We start from the raw sequence: 24,231 nt of genomic DNA, 5'->3' as shown, positions 1-24,231 counted from the left end.
GCGATAAAAATTGTCCTGCAACACGATGTAAGGCTATCGAACTTTGCCCCTCAATGCTTTTGTCGCGCCTTTGCGCACTTTACTTTCTACCCGACGGATCTTAGAACCACGGGTTGGCTTAGTCGCACGCCGGGGTTTTTCCACCACCATCGCCTGCGCGATCAGAGTGCTCAACCGGGCCAGCGCCGCTTCGCGGTTCTGTTCCTGGCTCCGGGATTCCTGCGCCTTAATGACCACCCAACCGTCAGCCGTGATGGAATGATGATTGAACGCGATCAACCGCTCTTTATAGTAGTCTGGCAAACTTGAGGCTTTAATATCAAAGCGTAAATGTATTGCCGTTGATGTTTTATTGACGTTCTGGCCACCGTTGCCCTGAGCGCGGATCGCCGTTAATTCAATTTCACTGTCGGGAATTTCAAGTTTACCGGAGAGGATAAGCACAACGATTACCTTGATTCTTTTACGACAGACTCTTTCCATTCAGAAAAGTGTATTTCTAAATTACTCTGAGCATCAGAAAGCCAAATAGTTCCGTCCTGCAACGTCGCCTGTAAATCCATGGTTCTGCTGCCAAAGGCGGTCAGCTGAGTGAGCATTTCATCGTCGATATAACGAATGCGCAAATTCTCAAAACCTCTGACTTTGCCTTCGATTTGCGACCACCACACTCTGGCCGCCCGCTCACCGTAAGCGTAAAGCACCACTTCGCGCGACTGGTTACAGGCTCTTTTCAGACGCTTCTCATCGGGCAGCCCTAATTCGACCCATAACTCGATGCCATTATGGTCATTTTTACGCCAGATTTCCGGTTCATCCTCTGCGCTTAATCCACGGGTAAATGTCAGTCGCTCATCGGCATGGTAAATCCAGGCGAGCAGGCGCAGCATCATGCGTTGTTCTGTTTCTGAGGGATGCTGGGCCAATGTCAGGTTAGCGTCGTGAAAGAAATTGCGATCCATATCAGCGATATTGATCACTGCTTTATAAATAGTTGCTTTTAACGCCATGGGAAACCTCTTGATGATAGACGCACAGTGTACTTGAAAGCGTCATGTCGCGACCAGTTTAACCCCGCAGGTCCTTCTGAATAACCGTTTCAACGCAAACGATAAACCTTTGTGGGTTGTCTAATAACTGAGACTCTCCTGTGCTATAGTCGATAAATACTGAGAGCTTATCTTTCTGCGCTTTCCTCAGAGGGATACGCTTTTAAGGGAGAACCTATGCAACAATACTGTGAGTTGGTACGCCGTAAATATTCAGAGATTGCCAGCGGCGATCTGGGATATGTGCCCGATGCATTGGGCTGTGTATTGAAAGCATTGGACGAAGTGGCAGCAAACGCTGACCTTCCGTCCTCCGTTAGGGACCAGGCGGCCTATGCCGCCGCTAACTTATTGGTGAGCGATTATGTCGATGAATGATGAGTACCAACCCATCAATTGTGATGACTACGATAATCTCGAGCTCGCCTGCCAGAGTCACCTGGTGTTGACACTGAAGCTGCGTAGCGGAGAAATCGTTGAGGCGAAGGCTAACGATCTGCTGATGCGTAAGAAAGTAGAATATCTGGTGGCCGAGGTGAACGGCGAACAACGCGATCTGCGTCTGGATTACATCGAAAGCTTTAGTCATCCGGAAATTGGCACCGTGGTGGTCAGCGCCGAGTAGCGCGTCCTCCACACGTCAAACTAACGGGCAATCTCAGGATTGCCCGTTTGCATTTCTGAGCTCCCGCTATTTCAGCGGCTCGAGGCTGGCGTAATATGCCGCCAAATCGTTGATATCCTGATCTGAAAGCGATGCCGTAAACGCCTGCATCACCCCCGCCTGCCCACCACTGCGTTCACCTTTCTTATATGCCTGTAACGACAACGCCAGATAATCTGCATTTTGCGCGGCTAAGTTAGGGTAAATCGAATTTGTCGCTTTACCGTTTGCACCATGACAGGCGGCACAACTGGCCGACTTAGACTGTCCGTCCGCACTGTTTCCCTTGGCGAAAACCGGCGAACTTACCACCAGCAGCGCCAAAATACCTGCAACGATACGCATTACTTCTCCCGCGGGCTTAGAATGTCCGCCCAAATTAATCATCTCATTTCTTCTCAGGCAACGGACCAGATGACCTGCCATTGCGCTTCATGGTCTTCAGCCAATGCCTGACGGGTAATAAACCAGCCCGGCGCGGCAATAAGTTGCTCATTGTAGTAAATCAACGGAATACGATCACGCTGCCACGGCGGCACACCGAGTTCAGACCATAATTTTTTGGCCTGTCGCGCACGGTCGCGCCCGACTTTTTCGATATTCCCGTGTGCCTGAAAACGTATGGAGACGATTTCACCGGCGCGCGGCTGGCGAAAAAATGAGTTTTCAACGCGCGCAACAGGAGAGGAAGCGATAGACAGAGTACCCAGTCCGTCCGGCAGTGTTAAAGACTGGACAGGATCCCAGCTCAGCACGACGTCTTTTAAAGGCTGAAATTCTGGTAACAGATACAAGCGTTGACGAAAGCGACGTACGGTCAACGCGCCCAATCTTAACTGCGCCTGCGCATCTTCCCGGCTCAGCGCAACTTCATTCCAGATCATTTGTAACTGTTCCCGCGAAGGCATCTTCGCGCCGCGTGCGGCCAGCCAGCGGCGCAGTAAGGCAGAACGTTTCACGTCAGAAACGTCGAGCAGCCCTTCTACCGCCAGACTGCCCTGCGAATCCGTTAATGCGCTCAGAGCTTCACTGAGCAGTTCATCCAGAAGAGACTCCTGTTCCGCACACAGCGCTGCGCTGCGGGCGGTAGCCTGTGCAAAGTGCGGCCAGCGCTGATACAGCTCCGGCAGAATATTAAGCCGCAGGAAGTTACGGTCAAAACGGGGATCCTGATTGCTGTCGTCCTCGATCCAGTTCAGCTGATGCTGACTGGCGTAGCCTTCCAGCTGTGCACGACTGAGATCCAGCAGAGGGCGTAACAGACGATAACGCGGCGTCAGGCTGTCTTCGCTCATCGCCGACAATCCCGCAGGCCCGCTGCCGCGTTTGAGCGCCAGCATAAACGTTTCACACTGATCGTTCAGATGCTGCGCCGTCAGTAGTACTTCATCTTCCGCGAGACTGTTTGAGAATGCCTGATAGCGCGCGGTTCTCGCCGCCGCTTCAATACCGCCGTAATGGGCATTTACCTGCACATGAACGACAGAAAATGCGATGTCATGGTGCAGGCAAAATCTCTGACAATGTGCCACCCAGTTATCGGCAAACTGACTTAAGCCATGATGAACATGCAGCGCACGCAGCTGAATCTCCGGCAGCAAAGTACCACGCAGCTCTGCCAGACCAGCGAGCAGCACGGTGGAATCCAGCCCGCCGCTGAACGCCACACAAAGCTTTCTCGCATCGCCAATTTTTTGGTGCAGATGCTCTGACAGAAAGCTGGCCGCAGAATGTGAATTCATAGAATTACCGGGATTCGTACAGTTCTAACGGCAGGCCGTCAGGATCGTTGAAAAAGGTAAACTGCTTGCCGGTATAGGGATCAACGCGAACCGGTTCACAGTCCACGCCCGCCTGCTCCAGCGCGGCAACAGACTGCGCAATATCATCCACGCTGAACGCCAGATGGCGTAGTCCGCAGGCTTCCGGGCGACTTGGGCGTGCCGGGGGAGTCGGAAAGCTGAAGAGCTCAATGATATATTGGCCATTCAACGCTAAATCCGCTTTCCATGAATCACGCTCTTCGCGATAAAACTCCGCCACCAGCGTGAAACCGAGGATATCGCAGTAGAAGCGTTTACTGGCCTGATAATCAGACCCGATAACGGCGATGTGATGAATTTGGCGTAGTTTAAGCATGGCGTTTGTCCCGTAGATTCTTGTGGTGCACGTTACTCAGCACACCCGCAGACGTCAATAAAAAGCCCTCATCATGAGGGCTATGGGTTATTCCGCATCCGGGAGTTTAAGGACTTTCACCAGATAGCGTCCGTCTTCGGTCAGCCGCGCACCGTGAATATCCGTTTCAAAGCCCGGATAACGTTCACCAATCGAACAAAGCATGATCAGGAAATCGAGCACGGCGCGGCTTTCCTCGGTGATCATCTCGCCCGGCATCACAACCGGCACGCCTGGCGGATAAGGTAGGATCATATTGGCCGACACTTTACCGATCAGTTCGTCGATATCGCATTCGTCGATATGTCCGCGCACCTGATGCTGGAACATTTCGTACGGTGTCATTTTCATTTCCGGCAGGACATCAAAGGCTTCGAGCATTAAGCGCGGCAGATCGTGGCGGACGATCAGCTTGTGAATCCCCTGCGCCAGATCCTGAATCCGCATATTGCGATAGAAATCAGGATCTTCTGCATAAAGGTCGGGCAGCATATTTTTAACGCGCAGATTGAGATCATAACTGCGTTTGAAATCGGTCAGCCCGCGCATCACGCTCATGGACTTGGTTTTATCAATGCCTATGCTGAACAGGAACAGAAGATTGTAAGGGCCGGTTTTTTCAACCACCACGCCCCGCTCATCAAGGAATTTCGCCACCAGCGCCGCCGGGATCCCCTCTTCTTCCAGCTTGCCCATTTCATTCATGCCGGGCGTGAGGATCGTCACTTTGATCGGATCCAGATACATATGCTCGGTATCCGCATTGGCAAAGCCGTGCCAGTTGTCATCCGGATTCAGCGGCCAGCACTGAGCTTCATCAATGTGCTCCGGCTGCCAGATATCGAAGAACCAGCCGTCCGTTTCCTCGCGCAGTCTCTGGATTTCTTTACGAAAATGTAGCGCGCGCTCAACGGAACGGTTGATCAGACGCCGCCCCGGATTACCGCGCAGCATCGCGGCTGCCGTTTCCGCTGAGGCCACGATGCCGTAGTTAGGCGATGTCGTGGTGTGCATCATGTAAGCTTCATTAAAAGTGCTTTCATTGTAATCACCTTTAATGTGGATCATCGAGGCTTGCGAGAAAGCAGCCAGTAACTTGTGCGTAGACTGGGTTTCGTAAATGACTTTACCAGGCACGCGTTCGCCGCTCATGCCACTTTTACCCTCGTAGATCGGGTGGAAATTGGTATAAGGCACCCAGGCTGAATCAAAATGAATCGACGCCACGTCCAGCGTACTTTTAATGTAGTCGGTGTTGTACAACAGACCATCGTAAGTGGAGTTAGTGATGACGGCATGCACCGGCCAGGTAGCATTTTCCGTTTGCGTGATTTTCTCTTCGATACTTTCACGGGAGAATTCGTGTTTGGGGATCCCGCCAAGAATACCGTAAGCGTTTCGGTGCGGACGCAGATAAATCGGCACGATATTAGTCATCATCATCAGATGCGCCAGCGATTTATGGCAGTTACGATCAATCAGAACCGTGCTTCCCGCCGGCGCGGCGTACATCCCGACAATTTTGTTGGCCGTCGAGGTACCATTCGTCACGATGTAACTTTGCTCGGCTCCAAAAGTGCGCGCGATATATTCTTCGGCTTCAAGATGCGGACCGGTGTGATCGAGTAAGGAACCGAGTTCAGTGACTGAAATAGACACGTCGGCCTTCAGCGTTTTGGCGCCAAAGAAATCATAGAACAGGGTGCCGACCGGGCTTTTCAGAAACGCCGTGCCCGCCATATGCCCAGGCGTACAAAACGTATACTTACCTTCCTCGACGTATTTGAACAGCGCTTTGGTCAGTGGCGGCGTGATTGTATCAATATATTCGTCAGTATACTGGCGGATGCGTTTGGCGATGTCGTCTGCGGCGGTCAGCGCATACTCGAAGAAATAAAGTACCATTCGCATTTCATTCACATCCACGTCCAGCGTCGAATGCGTGTTGATGAACGCGTACAGCGGCAGATATTCGTTCAGCTCATTAATTTCTGTACACAGCTCTTCGCTATGTTCGTCCCAGTCAAAAATAGCCCCGCAAATTCGGGCGTTATTTTCAATCAGTTTCAGTAAGTCAGCGCGGTCACGTGGATAAATCACCTGGAATCCGAGAAGCGTCAGGGCGCTATTCAGTTCGCGGATTGGCTCTTCTTTATAGTAAGCCCCTTCCGGGCGCATGATAGCGATAATATTCATCTGACAAATCCTTCTGTTATTGGTATCTCATTTATTTATAGAAACACGGTTAGCGCCGGGTGTGTACCCTTTAGCATTGATTTTCTGGCTGGCGGAGGGAAATTAAGAATGCAGGAAAGGCTGACGAAGAAAAATAGACAATAAAAAAGGCCATGCGTTTGCATGGCCTTTCGGAAACTGGGTTTGAATCAGCAATAGCCGTAAGTCATCAGACGCTGATAACGACGGTTACGTAATTCTTCAGTGCTCAGCACATCCAGATCGCTCAGATCAGCTTCCAGTTGCGCGCGCAATGAAGCCGCCATTGCTTCAACGTTACGGTGAGCGCCGCCCAGAGGCTCAGGGATCACCGAGTCGATCAGCTTCAGTTCTTTCAAACGTGGCGCAATGATGCCCATAGCTTCTGCTGCCAGAGGTGCTTTATCCGCACTCTTCCACAAAATTGACGCACAGCCTTCCGGCGAGATAACCGAGTAGGTGCTGTACTGCAGCATGTTAACTTTATCACCCACGCCGATAGCCAGTGCGCCGCCAGAACCACCTTCACCAATGACGGTGCAGATAACTGGCACGTTTAAACGTGACATTTCACGCAGGTTACGGGCGATCGCTTCAGACTGACCACGTTCTTCTGCACCGACGCCAGGATAAGCACCCGGAGTGTCGATGAAGGTAATGATTGGCAGTTTGAAACGTTCGGCCATTTCCATCAGGCGTAACGCTTTACGATACCCTTCTGGCGCAGGCATTCCGAAGTTGCGACGGACTTTCTCTTTTGTTTCACGGCCTTTCTGATGACCAATGATCATCACGGCACGCTCACCCAAACGAGCAATCCCGCCAACGATAGCTTTATCGTCAGCGAATGCACGATCACCAGCCAGCTCATCAAAATCAGTGAAGATATGTTTGATGTAATCCAGGGTGTAAGGGCGACGTGGATGGCGCGCCAGTTGAGCAACCTGCCAGGCGCCCAGATCAGAGAAAATCTTACGAGTCAGTTCAACGCTTTTCTCGCGCAAGCGTGCAACTTCCTCGTCCAGATTAATATCCAATTTTTCGTCTTGACGGCTGACTGCAGTCAGCGAGTCAATTTTCGCTTCGAGTTCCGCAATCGGCTGTTCAAAATCAAGAAAATTCAGACTCATAGCATTCCTATTTTAGTCAAATTCCAGTTCCACCTGCTCACTACCGACCAGGCCTCGCAAATCCAGCAACAGTTTGTCCGTTGGCGTAACACGCCATGACGCCCCGAATCGAAGCCGGGCTCTTGCGTTTTCTCGTTGGTAATACAGATGTACTGGTATCGTCCCCGATCGGTGAGGTTCCAACGATTGGCGGAGACGGTTCAAAAGCTGGTCATCAATTTGCCTGTCAGTCAGCGAGATAGCAAGACCGCGAGCATATTTTTCCCGTGCTTCACTGATGTCCATAATATCGCGGGCCATCATTTTAAGCCCGCCGCTGAAGTCATCAAAGCTGACCTGTCCTGTGGCGATAAGGATACGGTCTTTTTCCAACAAATGCTGGAATTTTTCCAACGCTTCGGTGAACAACATCACTTCCAGACGACCTGAGCGGTCATCTAACGTACAGATCCCAATGCGGTTACCGCGTTTGGTGACCATAACCCGTGCAGCGAGAACCAGCCCCACTGCAACTGTCATTTTTCCCCGATCGGTCGGGTGCATGTCTTTCAAACGCTGACCGCCGCCATAACGCTCGATTTCTTTCAGATATTGCGTGATCGGATGGCCGGTAAGATATAGCCCTAACGTTTCGCGCTCACCGTCCAGCACCGTCTGTTCCGGCCAGCGCATGACGTTGGCGTAGGATTTCTCCACCTGCTCCGGCGCTTCGGCCAGAACACCAAACATATCCACCTGACCGATAGCTTCGGCTTTGGCGTGCTGGTCGGCGGCTTTCAGGGCATCCGGCAATGAACTCATCAATGCCGCGCGATGGGGACCTAAACGGTCGAACGCCCCGGACATGATCAGTTTTTCCAGGATGCGCTTGTTGAGTTTTTTTACGTCCGCGCGGGCGCAAAGGTCAAACAGCTCTTTGAAGTAGCCACCTTCATTACGCGCTTCAATGATCGCTTCGATCGGGCCTTCACCCACGCCTTTGATCGCACCGATACCGTAAACGATTTCACCTTCGTCATTCACGTGGAAATGATACTGCCCGCTGTTAATGTCCGGCGGGAGGATTTTCAGCCCCATACGCCAACATTCATCTACCAGCCCGACAACTTTCTCGGTGTTATCCATATCCGCGGTCATTACTGCCGCCATAAATTCAGCAGGGTAATGCGCTTTCAGCCACAGTGTCTGGTAAGACACCAGCGCATAAGCGGCGGAGTGGGATTTGTTAAAGCCATAACCGGCGAATTTCTCCACCAGGTCGAAAATTTTGATCGCCAGCTCGCCGTCGATGCCGCGCGCTTTCGCACCGTCTTCAAAGCCACCGCGCTGTTTCGCCATCTCCACCGGGTTTTTCTTACCCATGGCACGACGCAGCATGTCCGCGCCGCCCAGCGAATAGCCCGCCAGAACCTGAGCAATCTGCATAACCTGTTCCTGATACAGGATAATGCCGTAAGTCGGCTCCAGTACCGGTTTCAGGGATTCGTGCTGCCACTGGATATCCGGATAGGAGAGCTCTTCGCGACCGTGTTTACGGTCGATAAAGTTATCTACCATGCCTGACTGCAACGGCCCCGGACGGAACAGCGCCACAAGGGCTATCATATCTTCGAAGCTGTCGGGCTTCAGGCGTTTGATCAAATCTTTCATGCCGCGGGATTCAAGCTGGAAGACTGCCGTGGTCTCCGAGCGTTGCAGCATGTCGAAACTTTTCTTGTCATCGAGCGGAATGGCTGCGATATCCAGCGGCGGCTCGCCCGCTTTCGCACGGCGGGCGTTAATCATCCCCAGCGCCCAGTCGATGATGGTCAGCGTACGCAGGCCAAGGAAGTCGAATTTGACCAGCCCCGCATATTCCACGTCGTTTTTATCGAACTGTGTGACCGGGTGATTACCCTCGGCATCACAATAAAGTGGCGCGAAATCGGTAATTTTGGTCGGTGCGATCACTACACCGCCTGCGTGTTTACCGGCGTTACGCGTGACACCTTCCAGCTGACGCGCCATGTCGATCAGCGACTTAACTTCTTCATCCGCTTCGTAAATTTCCGGCAATTGCGGTTCAGCAGCAAAGGCTTTTTCCAGCGTCATGCCCGGATCGGGCGGCACCAGCTTGGAAATACGATCGACAAACCCGTACGGGTGTCCCAGCACGCGGCCTACGTCGCGGATAACCGCTTTGGCGGCCATCGTACCGAAGGTAATGATCTGCGAAACCGCTTCACGACCATACATTTCTGCCACGTGATCGATAACCTGATCGCGTTTTTCCATACAGAAGTCAACGTCGAAGTCAGGCATGGAGACACGTTCGGGGTTAAGAAAACGTTCGAACAGCAGGTCGAATTCGAGCGGATCCAGATCGGTAATTTTTAGGGCATAGGCCACCAGAGAACCCGCACCGGAACCACGTCCCGGTCCGACCGGCACGTCGTTATCCTTTGACCACTGGATAAACTCCATCACGATCAGGAAGTAGCCCGGGAAGCCCATTTGGTTGATCACTTTGAGTTCGATATCCAGACGCTCGTCATACTCAGGGCGTCGCTGGGCCCGAACTTCAGGATCGGGGAATAAAAACTCGAGGCGCTCTTCGAGGCCGATTTTCGATTTATCGACCAGGAAATCTTCTGTAGTCATGTCACCGGTCGGGAACTGCGGCAGGAAATACTCGCCCAGCCGGATGGTGACGTTGCAGCGTTTAGCAATCTCTACGCTGTTTTGCAGCGCTTCGGGAATGTCTTCAAACAGCTCGCACATTTCATCTTCACTGCGCATATATTGCTGAGCAGTGTAATTACGCGGGCGTTTGGGATCGTCAAGAGTAAATCCATCGTGGATCGCTACGCGGATCTCATGGGCGTCAAAGTCTGTCGGCAGCATGAACCGCACATCGTTGGTCGCCACAACCGGCAGGCCGCGCTCGGCGGCCAGCGCCACGGCGGCGTGCAGATAGTTTTCTTCTTCGGCGCGGCCAGTGCGGATCAGTTCAAGGTAATAGCGATCCGGGAAATATTGTTGATAAAAGTCCAGGCACAGCTCGACCTGCAAATCGTTACCGCGCATCAGAAACTTGCCGACATCGCCCATTTTAGCGCCTGAAATCAGGATCAACCCTTCATTCAGTTCGGCCAGCCATTCACGATCAACAATCGGGCCCGCTGCACCATAACCGCGCTGATAAGCCCGGGAGATCAGTAGCGTCAGGTTCTGATATCCCTGATTATTCATCGCCAGCACCGTCAGTTGCGCCAGCTCGTCACCAAGGATCTCGCTTTGGATATTTAAATCAGCACCGATAATCGGCTTAACGCCAGCGCCGTGTGCAGCACCGTAAAATTTGACCAGACCACACAGATTGGTGAAGTCAGTGATCCCCAGAGCGGGCATGCCGAGTGACGCTGCGCATTTCACCAGCGGACCCACTTTCGCGAGTCCATCCACCATGGAATAGTCGCTATGTACACGCAGATGAATAAAACGAGGTTCGGCCATATCCAGAGTCCAGAAATGAGTGAATTAAGGGTTTGTATCTCCCGCTAAGGCAGGAAAGGAACAAGGCGACGCGTTACGCCAGCCCGAGTGCGCGTTTCACTGGTGCGAAACTGCGGCGATGATGCGCTGTCGCGCCAAGTCTGGCGAGGCTCTCAAGATGCACCGGCGTCGGATAGCCTTTATGTTTCGCAAAACCATATTCAGGGAACTGCAGATCCAGTTCAACCATTTCGCGATCGCGGGTGACTTTCGCCAGAATGGACGCCGCACTGATTTCGGCAACTTTACTGTCCCCTTTCACCACGGCCTGAGAAGCCATCGGAAGTTTTGGGCAACGATTGCCATCGATCAGCACCATATCTGGCGTAACGCCAAGTCCGGCGACAGCTCTTTGCATTGCCAGCATGGTGGCGTGCAAAATATTCAGTTCATCAATTTCATGCGGTTCCGCGCGGCCAAGACTCCACGCAAGCGCCTTTTCTTTAATTTCGATATACAACGCTTCGCGGCGTTTCTCGCTGAGCTTTTTGGAGTCCGCCAGACCTTTAATCGGATTGGCTGGATCCAGGATCACTGCTGCGGTCACTACAGCGCCCACCAGCGGGCCACGACCCACTTCATCCACACCGGCAATGCACACGGCCTGTGGATAGATAAACACGTCACTCATCGGCTTGCCAGCTCCATTACGGCCTGAGCGGCCTGCTCATCAGCATCACGGCGGATGCTTTCGTGCAATTCCAGAAAAGTATTACGCAGTTCCTGGCTCTTCTCACCGCCGGCCAGCAAAGGCAGCAGCGCAGCGGAAAGTTTATCCGGCACGCATTCAGTTTGTAGCAGCTCAGTGACAATTTCACGTCGGGCAAGCAGGTTGGGCAATGAAACGTAGGGCGTTTTCACCAGACGCTCTGCGAGCCAGAAGGTAAACGGCTTCATGCGGTAACCTACCACCATCGGGCATTTCGCCAGCATACACTCGAGTGCTGCCGTACCGGACGCCAGTAGCGCGGCATCGCTGGCGATCATCGCTTCGCGCCCTTTGCCATCGAGCAAGTGCGCAGGAAGGTCTGGTGCAATTTCAGCTTTGATACGTTCGAACTGTTCACGACGTTTGGCATTCACCAACGGCACAACGATGTGCAAATCAGGATACGTCTGCCTCAGTTGCAGCGCCGTTCTTAGGAAATCAGCACTGAGCATTTCTACTTCCGCATGACGACTTCCCGGCAGCAGAGCCAGACAATGCACGTCATCAGGAATGCCCAAAGACACGCGGGCAGCCTGTTTGTCCGGATGCAGCGGCATCGCATCAGCCATCGTGTGGCCGATAAAACGGCAAGGTACGTTGAATTTATCGTAGAACGCTTTTTCAAAAGGCAGAAACGCCAGGACCAGATCGGTGGCTTTACCAATTTTGAAAACGCGTTTTTGTCGCCATGCCCAGACGGACGGACTGACGTAGTGGATGGTGCGGATACCGCGCTGCTTCAGACGACCTTCGAGCGTGATGTTAAAATCAGGGGCGTCGATGCCCACAAACACATCAGGCTTAAGTTCGCTGAAACGTTGGGTCAAATCTTTGCGGATTTTCAACAAGCGTGGCAGACGCTCTAATACTTCCACCACGCCCATTACCGCCAGCTCTTCCATTTCGTACCAGGTTTCACACCCTTCCGCCTGCATCAGCGGCCCCGCGACGCCCACAAAGCGTGCGTCCGGATGGTGCTTCTTCAGGGCTCGAATCAGCCCGGCGCCAAGAATGTCACCGGACGTTTCACCGGCCACCAGGCCAATTGTCAGAACAGGCTTTTGCATTATTTTCCGTAGCGCAGATCAGCGAATAATACCGCGGGTTGAGCGGCTGAAGAAATCACTGAAAGGTTTAGCTTTCGGGAATTCAGCGGCGATCGCAGCGATTTCCGGCTGTGCTTCTTCCAGCGTTTTGCCACTGCGATACAGTAACTTATAAGCATTACGGATAGCGTGCAGGTCTGCTTTCTCAAAACCACGACGTTTAAGCCCTTCGATGTTAATACCGAAAGGTGTCGCGTGGTTACCCTGCGCAATCACAAACGGGGGCACGTCCTGAGCAACTCCAGAACACCCGCCAACCATGACGTGTGCGCCGATGATGCAGAACTGATGCACCGCGGTCATACCGCCAATGATAGCGAAATCGTCAATCTCAACGTGGCCGCCAAGGGTCGCGTTGTTAGCCAGAATGCAGCGATTACCAATGACGCAATCGTGGGCGATATGCGCGTTAACCATTAACAGGTTATCGCTGCCCACTTTTGTCAGACTACCGCCCTGAACGGTCCCACGATGAATGGTCACGCTCTCACGAATATTGTTGCGATCGCCGACCTCAACGCGTGTTGGTTCACCGGCATACTTCAGATCCTGGTTAATTTCACCAATGGATACGAACTGGAAGATGCGGTTATCGCGACCAATTTTGGTCACGCCATTAAGAACTACGTGTGATTTAAGCTCAGTACCTTCGCCGATTTCCACTTGGGAACCGACATAGCAGAAAGGACCGATATGAACACCAGCACCGATAACGGCGCCTTCTTCAACAATAGCGCTTGGATGTATAAAGGCGGTTTTGTCTATCATGTATTAAGACTCCCGGCGACGGGCGCACATCATTGATGCCTCGCAAGCAATCTCACCATCTACTTTTGCGACACCTTTAAAACGAGCAACACCACGACGCTCTTTAATGAATTCAACTTCCAGAATCATCTGGTCACCCGGCAACACCGGACGTTTGAAGCGTGCATCATCAATTGCTGCAAAATAATACAGCTCGCCCGGTTCCAGTTTTCCAACGCTTTTAAACGCCAAAATACCGGTGGCCTGTGCCATGGCTTCCAGAATCAGAACACCTGGAAAAATCGGCTTGCCTGGGAAATGCCCCTGGAAAAATGGTTCGTTAAAGGAAACGTTTTTCACTGCGCGCAAAAATTTCCCTTTCTCAAAATCCAACACGCGGTCAACCAGCAAAAACGGGTAGCGGTGTGGCAGTAAATCCAGTATCTCTTCAATACGCAGAGTATGAGTGTCAGTAGTCAAAATACTCTTCCTGTCTATAAAAACTGATGGCATCAAAAACACGGCCTGCCAGACCCCAAAAAAAAGGTCATCAGGCAGGCCGCAAATAGGAACGAATGCCGCAGGTTCACCCGTAAAGGGAACACATTGCAGCACCGTAAGTGGTAATTAGTCTTTTTCGATTTTACGCTCGACAGCTTTCAAGCGCTTATTCATCTCGTCAATATTCATTACCAATGCAGCCGTCTTACGCCAAACTTTATTCGGTTGTAACGGAATACCGGAGGAGTATACCCCAGGTTCGGTGATTGGTCGCATTACCATTCCCATTCCTGTCACCACGGCCTGGTCACAAATCTCCATGTGACCATTGATAACACTGGCTCCGCCTATCTGGCAGTAACGTCCGATTTTCAGACTACCGGCCATAATTACGCCGCCAGCAACCGCCGTATTGTCTCCAATCACGACGTTGTGTGCAATCTGACATTGATTATCAATGATGACACCGTTGCTGATAATAGTGTCATCCAGCGCACCGCGGTCAATGGTGGTACAAGCACCAATCTCAACGCGATCACCAATGATCACGGTGCCCAGCTGTGGGATTTTAATCCAGTTACCACGTTCGTTTGCGTAACCAAAACCGTCAGCACCGATCACCGTACCTGACTGAATCAGGCACTGCTCGCCAATCTCAACGCGATGATAAATAGAAACATTGGCCCAGATACGGGTACCTGCTCCTATTTTAGCTTCTTTACCGATAAAACAACCTGCGCCAACGATAACGTTATCGCCCAACACAACGCCTGATTCGATAACTGCATTAGCGCCAACCGAGACATTCTTACCTAAAGAAGCACTTTCAGAAATCACCGCACTCGCAGCAATATCTTGTGCCGGTGCCGGCGTGGTATCCAGCAGTTGCGCCATACGCGCATAGGTCAGGTAAGGGTTTTTAACCACTAGTGCCGCTGTAGGGCAAAATGGCAGATCCGCTTCCGTCAACACTACGGCGCCTGCACTGCAGGAGGCCAACTGTTCACGGTAACGGCTGTTTGATAAAAACGTGATTTGCTCAGAGTGTGCGGAATGCATTGAAGCAACGCCGGTGATGGCAATTTCGCCATCACCGTGCAATTGTGCATCCAACTGCTGTGCGAGATCAGCCAGTCGAATTGAAGACATGTTTATTTAACCTGTTTCAGCACATCAGCAGTAATATCTTTGTCATTGCTTGCATACGCGATTGCATTTGCATCAATAACAACATCATAACCTTCTTTGCTTGCAACAGATTTCACAGCGTCCTGAATACGGCTCAGGATTTTGTTACGTTCTTCGCCCTGACGACGACGGTTGTCTTGCTCAAACTGCTGCGCTTTAGCGGAGAACGCTTCACGCTGAGCCATCACGTCTTTTTCAAGTTTAGAACGATCGCTGGCTTTCATGGTTGAGCCATCGCGTTGCAGACGTTGCATTTTTGTTTGCAGATCACGTTCCTGAGATTGCAAATCAGTTGCACGGCTTTTGAACTCATTTTCGAGTTGTTTGGCCACAGCTTCACGCGCTGGCATCTGTTGGAAAATGCTAGCGACGTTAACGATAGCAATTTTGTCAGCAGCCTGAACGCTAGCTGAAGAAGCCATAACTAAACCGAGGCCTGCGGCATATAACCACTTTTTCACTATAAACTCCTTCCATCACCCGTTTGTGCCATCTGGCACAGTAAATTACACAAAACACCTGACTTTAAAACGATACACGGGCCGAAACCCGTGTATCCAGTTCCGCAATCAGGCGATTGCGATTCTGCTGAATAACTCTTGTTCAGGCAGGCCGTTACCAGGTTTTACCAATGTTAAACTGGAACTGCTCTGCTTTATCGCCTTCGTATTTCTTAACTGGTTGTGCGTATGAGAAGACCAATGGCCCCAGCGGAGACATCCACTGCAACGCAAGACCTGAAGAAACACGAATGTTGCCTGGTTTACTGTAATCAGGCACACCGGCAGCCATAGTCTGCGGGGTGTTTTCCCAACCTGTATCCCAGACAGTACCGCTATCCACGAACAGGGAAGTACGCAATGAGTTAGCGTATTTTTCGCTAACGAACGGAGTTGGAACAATCAGTTCTGCACTCAGTACTGCCATTGCATTACCGCCCACCGCATCATCCGAATTATCGATCGGACAACCGCTGTACGAGGTATTAGCCGTAGTACATTTGTAATACGCTGCTTTTGGACCAATGGTGTTCGACTGGAAACCACGAACACTGCTTGAACCACCGGCATAGAAGTTATCGTAGAACGGTACTTCTTTCCCGCCCAGACCATCTGCATAACCTGCACGCGCGCGGCCCATCAGTACCCAATCACGATCCTGATTCAGCGGCATATAGCTGGTTGAATCGAAAGTGATTTTGTAATATTCGTTATCAGAACCCGGAACGGTGACTTTACCGTTCAGGCTGGCTTTGGTCCCTGACGTAGGGAAGTAGCCACGGTCGAGGTTGTTATACCCCCAACCAAGGTTCACGAAGAAGTCATCAGCACTGAAATCTGCATCAGCGTTGTCGCTGGTGGTGACCGCAGGTTTAAGGCCCACTGAATTCAGATAACGGAACATGGCGATCTGAGGTTCCATATTGGACAGATCGTTATGTACGTAATCCAGACCCAGACGCAATGAGTTGTTCTCATTGATTGGGAAACCAAGGTTGCCGCCAATACCATAACTTCTGTTGGTATAGTCAGACAGATCAGCATTATCCGCTTTAAAATCATTATAGAAGATACGGCCGCCCAGACTTACACCGTCAACGGTGAAATACGGGTCAGTGATCGTGAATTCTGCATACGTCTGATAGTCGTTTTTAGTACCGCTGATGCCGACAGAGTTACCTGTACCCAACCAGTTGTCCTGCTGGACGCCGACCTGGAAGCTGACACCACTTTCTGTACCGTAGCCCACACCGAAGTTGAATGTCCCGGTGTTACGCTCTTTAACTTTATAGACCACATCAACCTGATCCGGTGTACCCGGAACGCGTTGCGTATCCACATCTACCGTTTCGAAGTAGCCAAGACGGTTCAGACGCTCTTTACCTTTATCGACCAGATCGTTACCTAACCAGGCACCTTCCATCTGACGCATTTCACGGCGCAGAACGCTGTCTTTACTGGTGTCATTACCTTCAAAGCGGATGTGACGTACATAGAAACGGTTACCCGCATCTACGTTGATATGCAGTTTGACGGTCTTGTCTGCATCATTAATTTCTGGCTGCGTGTTCACACGTGGATAGGCGTAGCCATAACGACCCAGCATCTGCTTGATGTCGTTTTCCATCTTGGTGACTTTAGCGCCGTTGTACAGCTCGCCTTTATCAATCTTAGTCAGGCTTTGCACTTCTGCTGAGTGACCGGCCATGCTGCCAGTGACTTCAACGCCAGAAAGTTTGTATTGCTCACCTTCTGTGATGTTCAGCGTGATGTAGATGCCTTTTTTGTCCGGCGTCAGGCTGACCTGCGTCGAATCAATGTTGAAACGGGCGTAACCGCGATCCAGATAGAAGCTACGCAGGGTTTCAAGGTCACCCGCCAGTTTCTGTTTCTGGTATTTGCGATCGCCAACCACGTTCCACCATGGCACTTCATCACGAAGCTGGAAATGTGAAATCAGTTCATCAGTACTGAAGGCGTGGTTACCTACGATGTTGATCTGCTGAATTTTGGCAGAAACACCCTCGGTAAAGACTAATTTCAGGTCGACACGGTTACGTGGCAAAGGGGTAACAACCGCTTTTACCGACGCACTGTATTTTCCAACGCTGTAATAGAAGTCTTCCAGACCTTTCTCGATACTGCCGATTGTTGTACGGTCAAGCGCTTCGCCAACACGGACGCCAGAGGCCTCCAGGTTTTGTTTAAGCATGTCATCTTTCACCGATTTGTTACCGGAGAAAGTGATGCTGGCAATCGTTGGACGTTCCTTAACCTGAACAATCAGAGAATCGCCATCGCGCAGGACGCGAACGTCCTCAAAGTTGCCAGTGGCAAACAATGCACGAATGGTATTACTGATGTCATCGTCAGTCACCGTATCACCGACGCGAACCGGCATATTGAGTAACGCCGCACCGACGGCAACTCGCTGCAGGCCTTCGAAATGAATATCTTTCACTACGAAACCGTCTGCACCGTATACGGTGGCGCTGCCAAACAGCAGCGACGCTATGAGCAACTTTTTGATCGCCATCGTTGTTATGCGTTCTTCCTAACCTAATCTCCAGCCTTAAAGACGGGAGAAATCATTGAAAAGTGCAAGCCCCATTACCAGGAACAGCAATACCGCACCGACCTGATAACTGAAGTTTTGAACTCGCTCGGAAACTGGACCACCTTTTAGTTTTTCTATTGCCAGAAAAACCAAGTGTCCACCATCTAATATCGGTAATGGGAACAGGTTTACGATACCGAGATTGACGCTGATAAGCGCCAAAAACGTCAGGTACGACACTAAACCATACTCTGCTGACATTCCTGCGCCCTGTGCGATGGAAATTGGGCCACTCAGATTGTTCAGCTTCACATCACCGGTAAACAATTTGCCCAGCATGTTGACTGTAAGCTTCATCAGTTGCCAGGTTTTATCACCCGCCTCATATAAAGCGACAAACGGACCATACTGACGAACTGTCTTGTACTCTTCAGGCAACGGTATGACTTTGGGAACCACCCCGGCAAAACCTTGTACAATACCTTTACCCAACGTCCGACTTTCCGGTGTCAGGGTCAATGCCAGAGCCTCGCCATTACGCTCAATGTCTAACGCAATGGGCTTACCCGGATTATCGCGAACCTGTAACGTAAAATCACGCCAGCTCGCCAAAACCTGACCGTCAACTTTAACGATCCGATCGCCCGCTTGCAAACCTGCCTTTTGAGCGGCGGAGGCTGATTGCACCTCAGATAATACGGGTTCTGCCTGCGGACCACGCGGAATAATCCCCAACGCGACCACCGGATCTTGCGTTTCAGGATCAAACGACCATTCACGCAAATCGACAACTTTTTCAATTATCGTTGATGAGCCTAACTCGGCTACCCCGAGCGTCATTTGGCTATTGCCAATTTCACCCATCAACGACATTCGAATTGAATCCCAATCAGGCGTTTCGATACCGCCAATAGACTTAAGTTCCATCCCTGGCAAAACTTTGGCTTGCGCGGCAATGGATTGAGGCATGATTTCGGCCACTACAGGCCGTACTGTTGGTACACCAACAATAAAAATGATCCAGTAAGCAAAAACCGCAAAGATAAAATTGGCTATCGGACCCGCGCTGATAATTGCGGCACGCTGCCAGACAGTCTTACTGTTGAAAGTAAGATTTTTTAGCTCAGGCGGTACGGTTTCTAAACGCTCATCGAGCATTTTGACGTAACCGCCGAGGGGGATGATAGCAAGGACATATTCAGTGCCGCGGCTGTCGGTTCGACGCCATAGCGCACGACCGAAACCTACGGAAAACCGCTCAACGCGTACGCCACAGCGACGAGCAACCCAGAAATGGCCGAACTCGTGCACGGTGATAAGCACCCCCAATGCAACGATAAAGGCGGCCAGGCTCCAGAGTATGTTCATCATATGTCCAACTATTCCTTAGAAAACTTCACCGTCAGCGACGGATTAATACACTAACAGCATCAGGCAGGCAAATACAGGAACCGCAGCAGTCAGGCTGTCGATACGGTCCAATATTCCACCATGCCCTGGGATCATATGACCACTGTCTTTGATCCCGGCTTCGCGTTTAAACATACTCTCGGTCAGGTCGCCTAAGACTGAAGCCAGCGCAGCAACCACGGAACAAATCAATAATACAGACGGCTGCACGGTAAGCGGTGCATAGCGGCCAAACAGCCAGGCAATCAACGCACATGTCAGTAACCCACCGATGAACCCTTCCCAGGTTTTCCCCGGCGAAACTTTAGGTGCCAGCTTGTGCTTGCCGAATAGCTTACCAAACAGGTATGCACCGGAATCCGCACCCCAGACGAGTAGCATCACATATAACAGCCACCATGCGCCAGTATGAGGATTCTCAACGTAACCATATTGACGCAGCGCGACCATGCCCCAGAAGAACGGCACTATCGTCAGTACGCCAAAAAGCACCCGCAGCACGCGCGAGTGCCGCCAGAATGCAGCTGAAACCGGATATCCCACGACTAACACCAGCGCCACACACCACCAGGCGAGTGCAGCCCATAGGGATCCACTTACCAGCGGCAACTGCGCGTTGTGATGATAGGCTGGAATGCTTAGCATCATGGCTGCCAGCAGAAAACCACAGAGGATGGCGAGCCAGATCCTCTGATTACGGCTTCCGAGACCCGCTAGTTGCCCCCACTCCCACGCCGCCAACATGCACACGATTAACGTGACAATGGCAAAACCGACAGGCGGTAATAAAAAGAGTGCAGCAATAACAATCGGTATTAAAATCAGAGCTGTGATAATGCGATACTTCAGCAAATGTTCTCCCTAGGACGCATTGGCGCCGATAGGTGTAGTCCCCCCGAAGCGGCGCTCGCGTTGTGCAAAAGCATCCAGCGCATCTTCAAAGGTATTTTCATCAAAATCAGGCCAGAGGACATCCGTAAAGTAAAACTCCGCATAGGCAATTTGCCACAGCAGGAAGTTACTGATTCGATGTTCCCCACCGGTTCTGATCACCAAATCGACTGGTGCCAGTTCGCTCATACAGACGGCTGAATCCAGCATGTCTTCTGTTATTTGCTCTGCCCGCAGGGTACCGGCTTCAACCTGACCCGCCAGCGTCTTAACGCCCTGAATAATATCCCATCGCCCACCATAATTCGCAGCAATGTTCAGCGTAAGACCGTCGTTATTTTCTGTAAGTGTTTCTGAACGACGAATGCGTTCCTGCAGACGAGCACTAAAGCGACTGACATCGCCAATGATCCGCAACCTGACATTATGTTTATGCAGGCTTTTGACTTCACTGTCGAGTGCACGTACGAACAGTTCCATCAATGCGGCGACTTCCTGAGCCGGGCGATTCCAGTTTTCACTACTAAAGGCATAAAGCGTAAGCGCATCAAGTTGATGATTGGCTGCAAAACTCACGGCTTTGCGCACTGATTTTACGCCCGCTTTATGACCAAACACCCTCATTTTACCCTGACGTTTTGCCCAACGTCCGTTGCCGTCCATAATAATGGCGACATGGCGCGGCTGAGCGCAGGACGTATCAGACATCTGTTGATTTTCGAGGGACATAACGCGTACTCATTTCCTTTTATCAGAACACGACGGCTTTTTTAGCTGGCGTTGCAGTTCAAACGCGGGCGCAATAACACGCGCAAAAAAGCCGTGTCTCCCTTGCGGGCACGGCTACTCTGACAGCTTACCGATTCCACATGTCAGATCCAGAGACTAAAAACCTGAATCTACTGTCAGCGTGGCGCAGACTATACCATTTCAATGTGATGCTAACAAACTGCTGCATAAGCAGTAAACTTAGCGTCAGGCCGCAAATGTGCGAAGTTTTTGTTGAGCGGATGCGCGCGATTGTTTGTCAATTTCCAGCACTGCATCCACAGACTCCGGTTCAGCACTCACCAGCTCTTCCATTACCTGACGATTAATCGAAGCAATATCGGTGAAACGAATCTCACCATTGAGGAATGCCGCTACGGAAATTTCGTTCGCTGCATTCAGCGCCGTCGTCGCAGCCTGTCCGGTGTTGCTGGCTTCGATAGCCAGTTGCAGGCAAGGATACCGCGCATAATCCGGCTCAGAGAAAGAGAGTTCGCCCATTTTACAGAAGTCTAATGCCTGCACGCCAGCAGCGACACGGCGCGGGTACGCCATCGCATGTGCAATAGGCGTACGCATGTCCGGCGACCCCAGCTGCGCCAGTACGCTGCCGTCACGGTAACGAACCATCGAGTGGATCACCGACTGCGGATGGATAATCACTTCCATTTCGGCCGCGGACGCATTGAACAACCAGCGAGCTTCGATGTACTCCAGGCCTTTGTTCATCATCGTGGCGGAATCGACGGATATTTTACGCCCCATGGACCAGTTAGGATGCGCGCACGCCTGATCCGGTGTCACATCGTTAAAGTGGTTTAACGGTAACTCACGAAAAGGCCCGCCGGACCCGGTTAGGACGATGCGGGAAATCCCGTTTTCTTCAAGTGAAGCATAGCCCAGTTGCTGCTGCACGGACTCAGGCAAACTCTGGAAAATCGCGTTATGTTCACTGTCTATAGGCAGGAGTTGGGACTGATTTTCACGGACAGCATCCATGAAGATACGACCACAGGTAACCAGTGACTCTTTATTCGCCAGAAGGATCTGCTTACCTGCGCGCACGGCGGCGAGCGTCGGTAAAAGGCCGGCAGCACCTACAATGGCTGACATCACTTGATCGACATCATCCAGCGCAGCCAGTTCAATGGCTGCGTTTTCGCCGGAGAGCACTTCAGTTTTCACACCCTGTTCAGCCAGAATGGTTCGCAGAGCTCGGGCTGAAGTCTCATCAGCCATGCACGCATAGGCCGGACGAAACTCGATACATTGCTGCGCCATCACATCAACATTATGTCCTGCAATCAGGGCTTTGACTGCGAAAGCGTCGGGATTGGACCGGACAACGGAAAGCGTACTGGTGCCGACAGACCCTGTCGAACCAAGAATAGTCATTTGTTTCATGAAAATGCCCGGGATAACGCCATCAATTCAGAATAGTGCACAGTCTGAAACCTCTTATCCGGCTTGTCCATGAGATTGTGGCAGCGGAGAAAAGATTTGAGACCCGTAAAAAAATAAAGCGCCGCATTTGCGACGCTTTATATGAGAACAAACGAGTCTTATTAGAACTCCATCAGCTCAGCTTCTTTCTCAGTCAAAGCTACATCGATTTTCTTGATAAAGATGTCTGTCAGCTTCTGGATATCGTCCTGAGAACGACGATCTTCATCTTCACTGATTTCTTTATCTTTCAACAGTGCTTTGGTTTTGTCGTTAGCGTCACGGCGGACGTTACGCACAGAAACACGGCCCTGCTCTGCTTCGCCACGCACGACTTTGATCAGGTCTTTACGACGCTCTTCAGTCAATGCAGGCAATGGAACGCGGATAGTCGCGCCTGCTGAAGATGGGTTCAGACCCAAATCAGAAGTCATGATCGCTTTTTCAACGGCAGCGCTGATAGAGCGGTCAAATACAGAAATAGCCAGAGTACGGGAATCTTCCACCGTCACCTGAGCCAGCTGACGCAGTGGCGTAGCAGAACCATAGTATTCCACCATGATGCCGTCGAGAATGCCGGGAGAAGCGCGGCCTGTACGGATTTTGCTGATATGGGTTTTAAATGCTTCAACGCATTTTTCCATACGAATTTCAGCGTCTTTTTTGATTTCGTTAATCACGTTGTGAACCCTTGAGAGCTGGTTACCTGGCAGACCATACCATCAGTATAGTCCGTGAATACTTATGCCAGCACTGGCTGGCTGAACGCAATGTTCAATGGCGAAGGATCACTCAGCGTTAGAAATCAGCGTCCCTTCGTTTTCACCCATCACCACGCGGCGCAGTGCACCGGGTTTGTTCATGTTGAAAACACGAATCGGAAGATTGTGATCGCGGGCTAACGTAAACGCCGCCAGGTCCATCACTTTCAATTCCTGTTCCAGCACTTCCTGATAGGTCAATGTTTCGTACAGCGTTGCTTCCGGATTTTTGACCGGGTCAGCGGAATATACACCGTCGACTTTGGTGGCTTTTAATACCACATCGGCTTCAATTTCGATACCACGCAGACAGGCTGCAGAATCGGTAGTAAAGAAAGGATTACCGGTACCGGCGGAGAAAATGACCACGCGGTTATGACGCAGCAGGCTGATGGCTTCAGCCCAGCTGTAATTATCACAAACACCGTTCAAAGGAATTGCAGACATCAGACGCGCGTTAACATAGGCACGGTGTAATGCATCACGCATTGCCAGGCCGTTCATGACAGTCGCCAGCATACCCATATGGTCGCCTACAACACGATTCATGCCCGCCTGCGCCAGACCCGCGCCGCGGAATAAGTTACCGCCGCCGATCACAACGCCTACCTGAATGCCGAGTTCGACCAGCTCTTTAACTTCCTGAGCCATACGATCTAATACACTCGCGTCGATACCAAAACCTTCACTGCCCTGCAGGGCTTCGCCACTGAGTTTGAGCAGGATACGCTGATAAACGGGTTTCGCATTGGTAGCCATGGTGTCTGTCCTAGAAGCAATGTGTCTTAATGAGAATTCAATCTTTACATCATAGCGTTGTTGCCGGGTGTTGCTACAGCACATCGCACAATGTCATTGGAATTTGGGGCTGGATAAAACGG

General features: G+C 51.3%; 23 protein-coding genes. 2 read left to right on the top strand and 21 right to left on the bottom strand.

Features of this window, described 5'->3' with window-relative positions; translation table 11 throughout:
* Nucleotides 1-33: 33 nt before the first annotated feature.
* Complete coding sequence (arfB, locus tag AC0Z7K_RS21995; protein WP_413530839.1) at nucleotides 34-483, bottom strand: alternative ribosome rescue aminoacyl-tRNA hydrolase ArfB; 450 nt, start codon at nucleotides 481-483, stop codon at nucleotides 34-36.
* On the bottom strand, nucleotides 450-1,010 hold the full coding sequence (locus tag AC0Z7K_RS21990) for a YaeQ family protein (RefSeq protein ID WP_413530840.1): 561 nt from the start codon (nucleotides 1,008-1,010) through the stop codon (nucleotides 450-452). The genes arfB and AC0Z7K_RS21990 overlap by 34 nt, the downstream gene beginning before the upstream one ends.
* 216 nt (nucleotides 1,011-1,226) lie before the next feature.
* Between AC0Z7K_RS21990 and AC0Z7K_RS21985 the strand changes: the two genes are divergently transcribed.
* Together AC0Z7K_RS21985 and rof are read left to right on the top strand one after the other, a co-directional pair.
* A complete protein-coding gene (locus AC0Z7K_RS21985) occupies nucleotides 1,227-1,427 on the top strand; it encodes a YaeP family protein (RefSeq protein ID WP_112168884.1) in 201 nt (66 codons plus the stop codon).
* Nucleotides 1,414-1,674, top strand: a complete 261-nt coding sequence (gene rof, locus AC0Z7K_RS21980; RefSeq protein ID WP_112168883.1) for a Rho-binding antiterminator — start codon at nucleotides 1,414-1,416, stop codon at nucleotides 1,672-1,674. Before AC0Z7K_RS21985 ends, rof begins: the two co-directional genes overlap by 14 nt.
* 66 nt (nucleotides 1,675-1,740) lie before the next feature.
* Here the strand turns inward: rof and AC0Z7K_RS21975 are convergent, their stop codons facing one another.
* From AC0Z7K_RS21975 to pyrH, 19 genes are all read right to left on the bottom strand, one after another.
* Entirely contained in the window at nucleotides 1,741-2,058 is a 318-nt protein-coding gene (locus AC0Z7K_RS21975; protein ID WP_485615947.1) for a c-type cytochrome, read from the bottom strand.
* Between the two features lie 53 nt (nucleotides 2,059-2,111).
* Nucleotides 2,112-3,455 (bottom strand): tRNA lysidine(34) synthetase TilS, encoded by a 1,344-nt coding sequence (tilS, locus tag AC0Z7K_RS21970; RefSeq protein WP_485615946.1) that lies wholly within the window; start codon nucleotides 3,453-3,455, stop codon nucleotides 2,112-2,114.
* Nucleotides 3,456-3,459: 4 nt separating this feature from the next.
* Entirely contained in the window at nucleotides 3,460-3,852 is a 393-nt protein-coding gene (locus tag AC0Z7K_RS21965; protein WP_485615945.1) for a VOC family protein, read from the bottom strand.
* 87 nt (nucleotides 3,853-3,939) lie between these two features.
* Nucleotides 3,940-6,087, bottom strand: a complete 2,148-nt coding sequence (locus AC0Z7K_RS21960) for a lysine decarboxylase LdcC (RefSeq protein ID WP_485615944.1) — start codon at nucleotides 6,085-6,087, stop codon at nucleotides 3,940-3,942.
* 188 nt (nucleotides 6,088-6,275) lie between these two features.
* A complete protein-coding gene (accA, locus tag AC0Z7K_RS21955) occupies nucleotides 6,276-7,235 on the bottom strand; it encodes an acetyl-CoA carboxylase carboxyl transferase subunit alpha (RefSeq protein WP_413530845.1) in 960 nt (319 codons plus the stop codon).
* Between the two features lie 12 nt (nucleotides 7,236-7,247).
* Complete coding sequence (gene dnaE, locus AC0Z7K_RS21950; RefSeq protein ID WP_413530846.1) at nucleotides 7,248-10,730, bottom strand: DNA polymerase III subunit alpha; 3,483 nt, start codon at nucleotides 10,728-10,730, stop codon at nucleotides 7,248-7,250.
* 73 nt (nucleotides 10,731-10,803) lie between these two features.
* Entirely contained in the window at nucleotides 10,804-11,400 is a 597-nt protein-coding gene (rnhB, locus tag AC0Z7K_RS21945; RefSeq protein ID WP_413530847.1) for a ribonuclease HII, read from the bottom strand.
* Complete coding sequence (lpxB, locus tag AC0Z7K_RS21940) at nucleotides 11,397-12,545, bottom strand: lipid-A-disaccharide synthase (RefSeq protein ID WP_413530848.1); 1,149 nt, start codon at nucleotides 12,543-12,545, stop codon at nucleotides 11,397-11,399. Before lpxB ends, rnhB begins: the two co-directional genes overlap by 4 nt.
* An 18-nt stretch (nucleotides 12,546-12,563) precedes the next feature.
* Nucleotides 12,564-13,352, bottom strand: coding sequence for an acyl-ACP--UDP-N-acetylglucosamine O-acyltransferase (gene lpxA / locus AC0Z7K_RS21935; RefSeq protein ID WP_056781724.1), 789 nt, complete (start codon nucleotides 13,350-13,352; stop codon nucleotides 12,564-12,566).
* A gap of 3 nt (nucleotides 13,353-13,355) precedes the next feature.
* On the bottom strand, nucleotides 13,356-13,844 hold the full coding sequence (gene fabZ, locus AC0Z7K_RS21930; RefSeq protein WP_183850297.1) for a 3-hydroxyacyl-ACP dehydratase FabZ: 489 nt from the start codon (nucleotides 13,842-13,844) through the stop codon (nucleotides 13,356-13,358).
* Between the two features lie 114 nt (nucleotides 13,845-13,958).
* Nucleotides 13,959-14,981 (bottom strand): UDP-3-O-(3-hydroxymyristoyl)glucosamine N-acyltransferase, encoded by a 1,023-nt coding sequence (gene lpxD / locus AC0Z7K_RS21925; protein ID WP_413530849.1) that lies wholly within the window; start codon nucleotides 14,979-14,981, stop codon nucleotides 13,959-13,961.
* Nucleotides 14,982-14,983: 2 nt separating this feature from the next.
* The gene (gene skp / locus AC0Z7K_RS21920) at nucleotides 14,984-15,481 is read right to left on the bottom strand and encodes a molecular chaperone Skp (RefSeq protein WP_056781728.1); all 498 of its coding nucleotides are present in this window, start codon (nucleotides 15,479-15,481) and stop codon (nucleotides 14,984-14,986) included.
* A 154-nt stretch (nucleotides 15,482-15,635) separates the two neighbouring features.
* The gene (bamA, locus tag AC0Z7K_RS21915; RefSeq protein WP_112168871.1) at nucleotides 15,636-18,056 is read right to left on the bottom strand and encodes an outer membrane protein assembly factor BamA; all 2,421 of its coding nucleotides are present in this window, start codon (nucleotides 18,054-18,056) and stop codon (nucleotides 15,636-15,638) included.
* Between the two features lie 36 nt (nucleotides 18,057-18,092).
* A complete protein-coding gene (rseP, locus tag AC0Z7K_RS21910; RefSeq protein ID WP_413530852.1) occupies nucleotides 18,093-19,448 on the bottom strand; it encodes a sigma E protease regulator RseP in 1,356 nt (451 codons plus the stop codon).
* A 42-nt stretch (nucleotides 19,449-19,490) separates the two neighbouring features.
* On the bottom strand, nucleotides 19,491-20,339 hold the full coding sequence (gene cdsA / locus AC0Z7K_RS21905; protein WP_485615941.1) for a phosphatidate cytidylyltransferase: 849 nt from the start codon (nucleotides 20,337-20,339) through the stop codon (nucleotides 19,491-19,493).
* Nucleotides 20,340-20,348: 9 nt separating this feature from the next.
* Complete coding sequence (ispU, locus tag AC0Z7K_RS21900; RefSeq protein ID WP_112168868.1) at nucleotides 20,349-21,107, bottom strand: (2E,6E)-farnesyl-diphosphate-specific ditrans,polycis-undecaprenyl-diphosphate synthase; 759 nt, start codon at nucleotides 21,105-21,107, stop codon at nucleotides 20,349-20,351.
* Nucleotides 21,108-21,353: 246 nt separating this feature from the next.
* Nucleotides 21,354-22,550, bottom strand: coding sequence for a 1-deoxy-D-xylulose-5-phosphate reductoisomerase (ispC, locus tag AC0Z7K_RS21895; protein ID WP_485615939.1), 1,197 nt, complete (start codon nucleotides 22,548-22,550; stop codon nucleotides 21,354-21,356).
* 161 nt (nucleotides 22,551-22,711) lie between these two features.
* Nucleotides 22,712-23,269: a ribosome recycling factor gene (frr, locus tag AC0Z7K_RS21890; RefSeq protein WP_112168866.1), complete on the bottom strand. Its 558-nt coding sequence runs from the start codon at nucleotides 23,267-23,269 to the stop codon at nucleotides 22,712-22,714.
* A gap of 108 nt (nucleotides 23,270-23,377) precedes the next feature.
* Nucleotides 23,378-24,109 carry a UMP kinase gene (gene pyrH / locus AC0Z7K_RS21885; RefSeq protein ID WP_056781743.1) on the bottom strand — a complete coding sequence of 244 codons (732 nt, stop codon included), beginning with the start codon at nucleotides 24,107-24,109 and terminating at the stop codon, nucleotides 23,378-23,380.
* Nucleotides 24,110-24,231 lie beyond the last annotated feature (122 nt).

The sequence above is a fragment of the Rahnella sp. 1L-D-7-B-C2 genome (assembly GCF_057290995.1).
The sequence above is the reverse complement of the archived record's forward strand: the minus strand, read 5'-3'. Positions and strand labels throughout refer to the sequence as shown.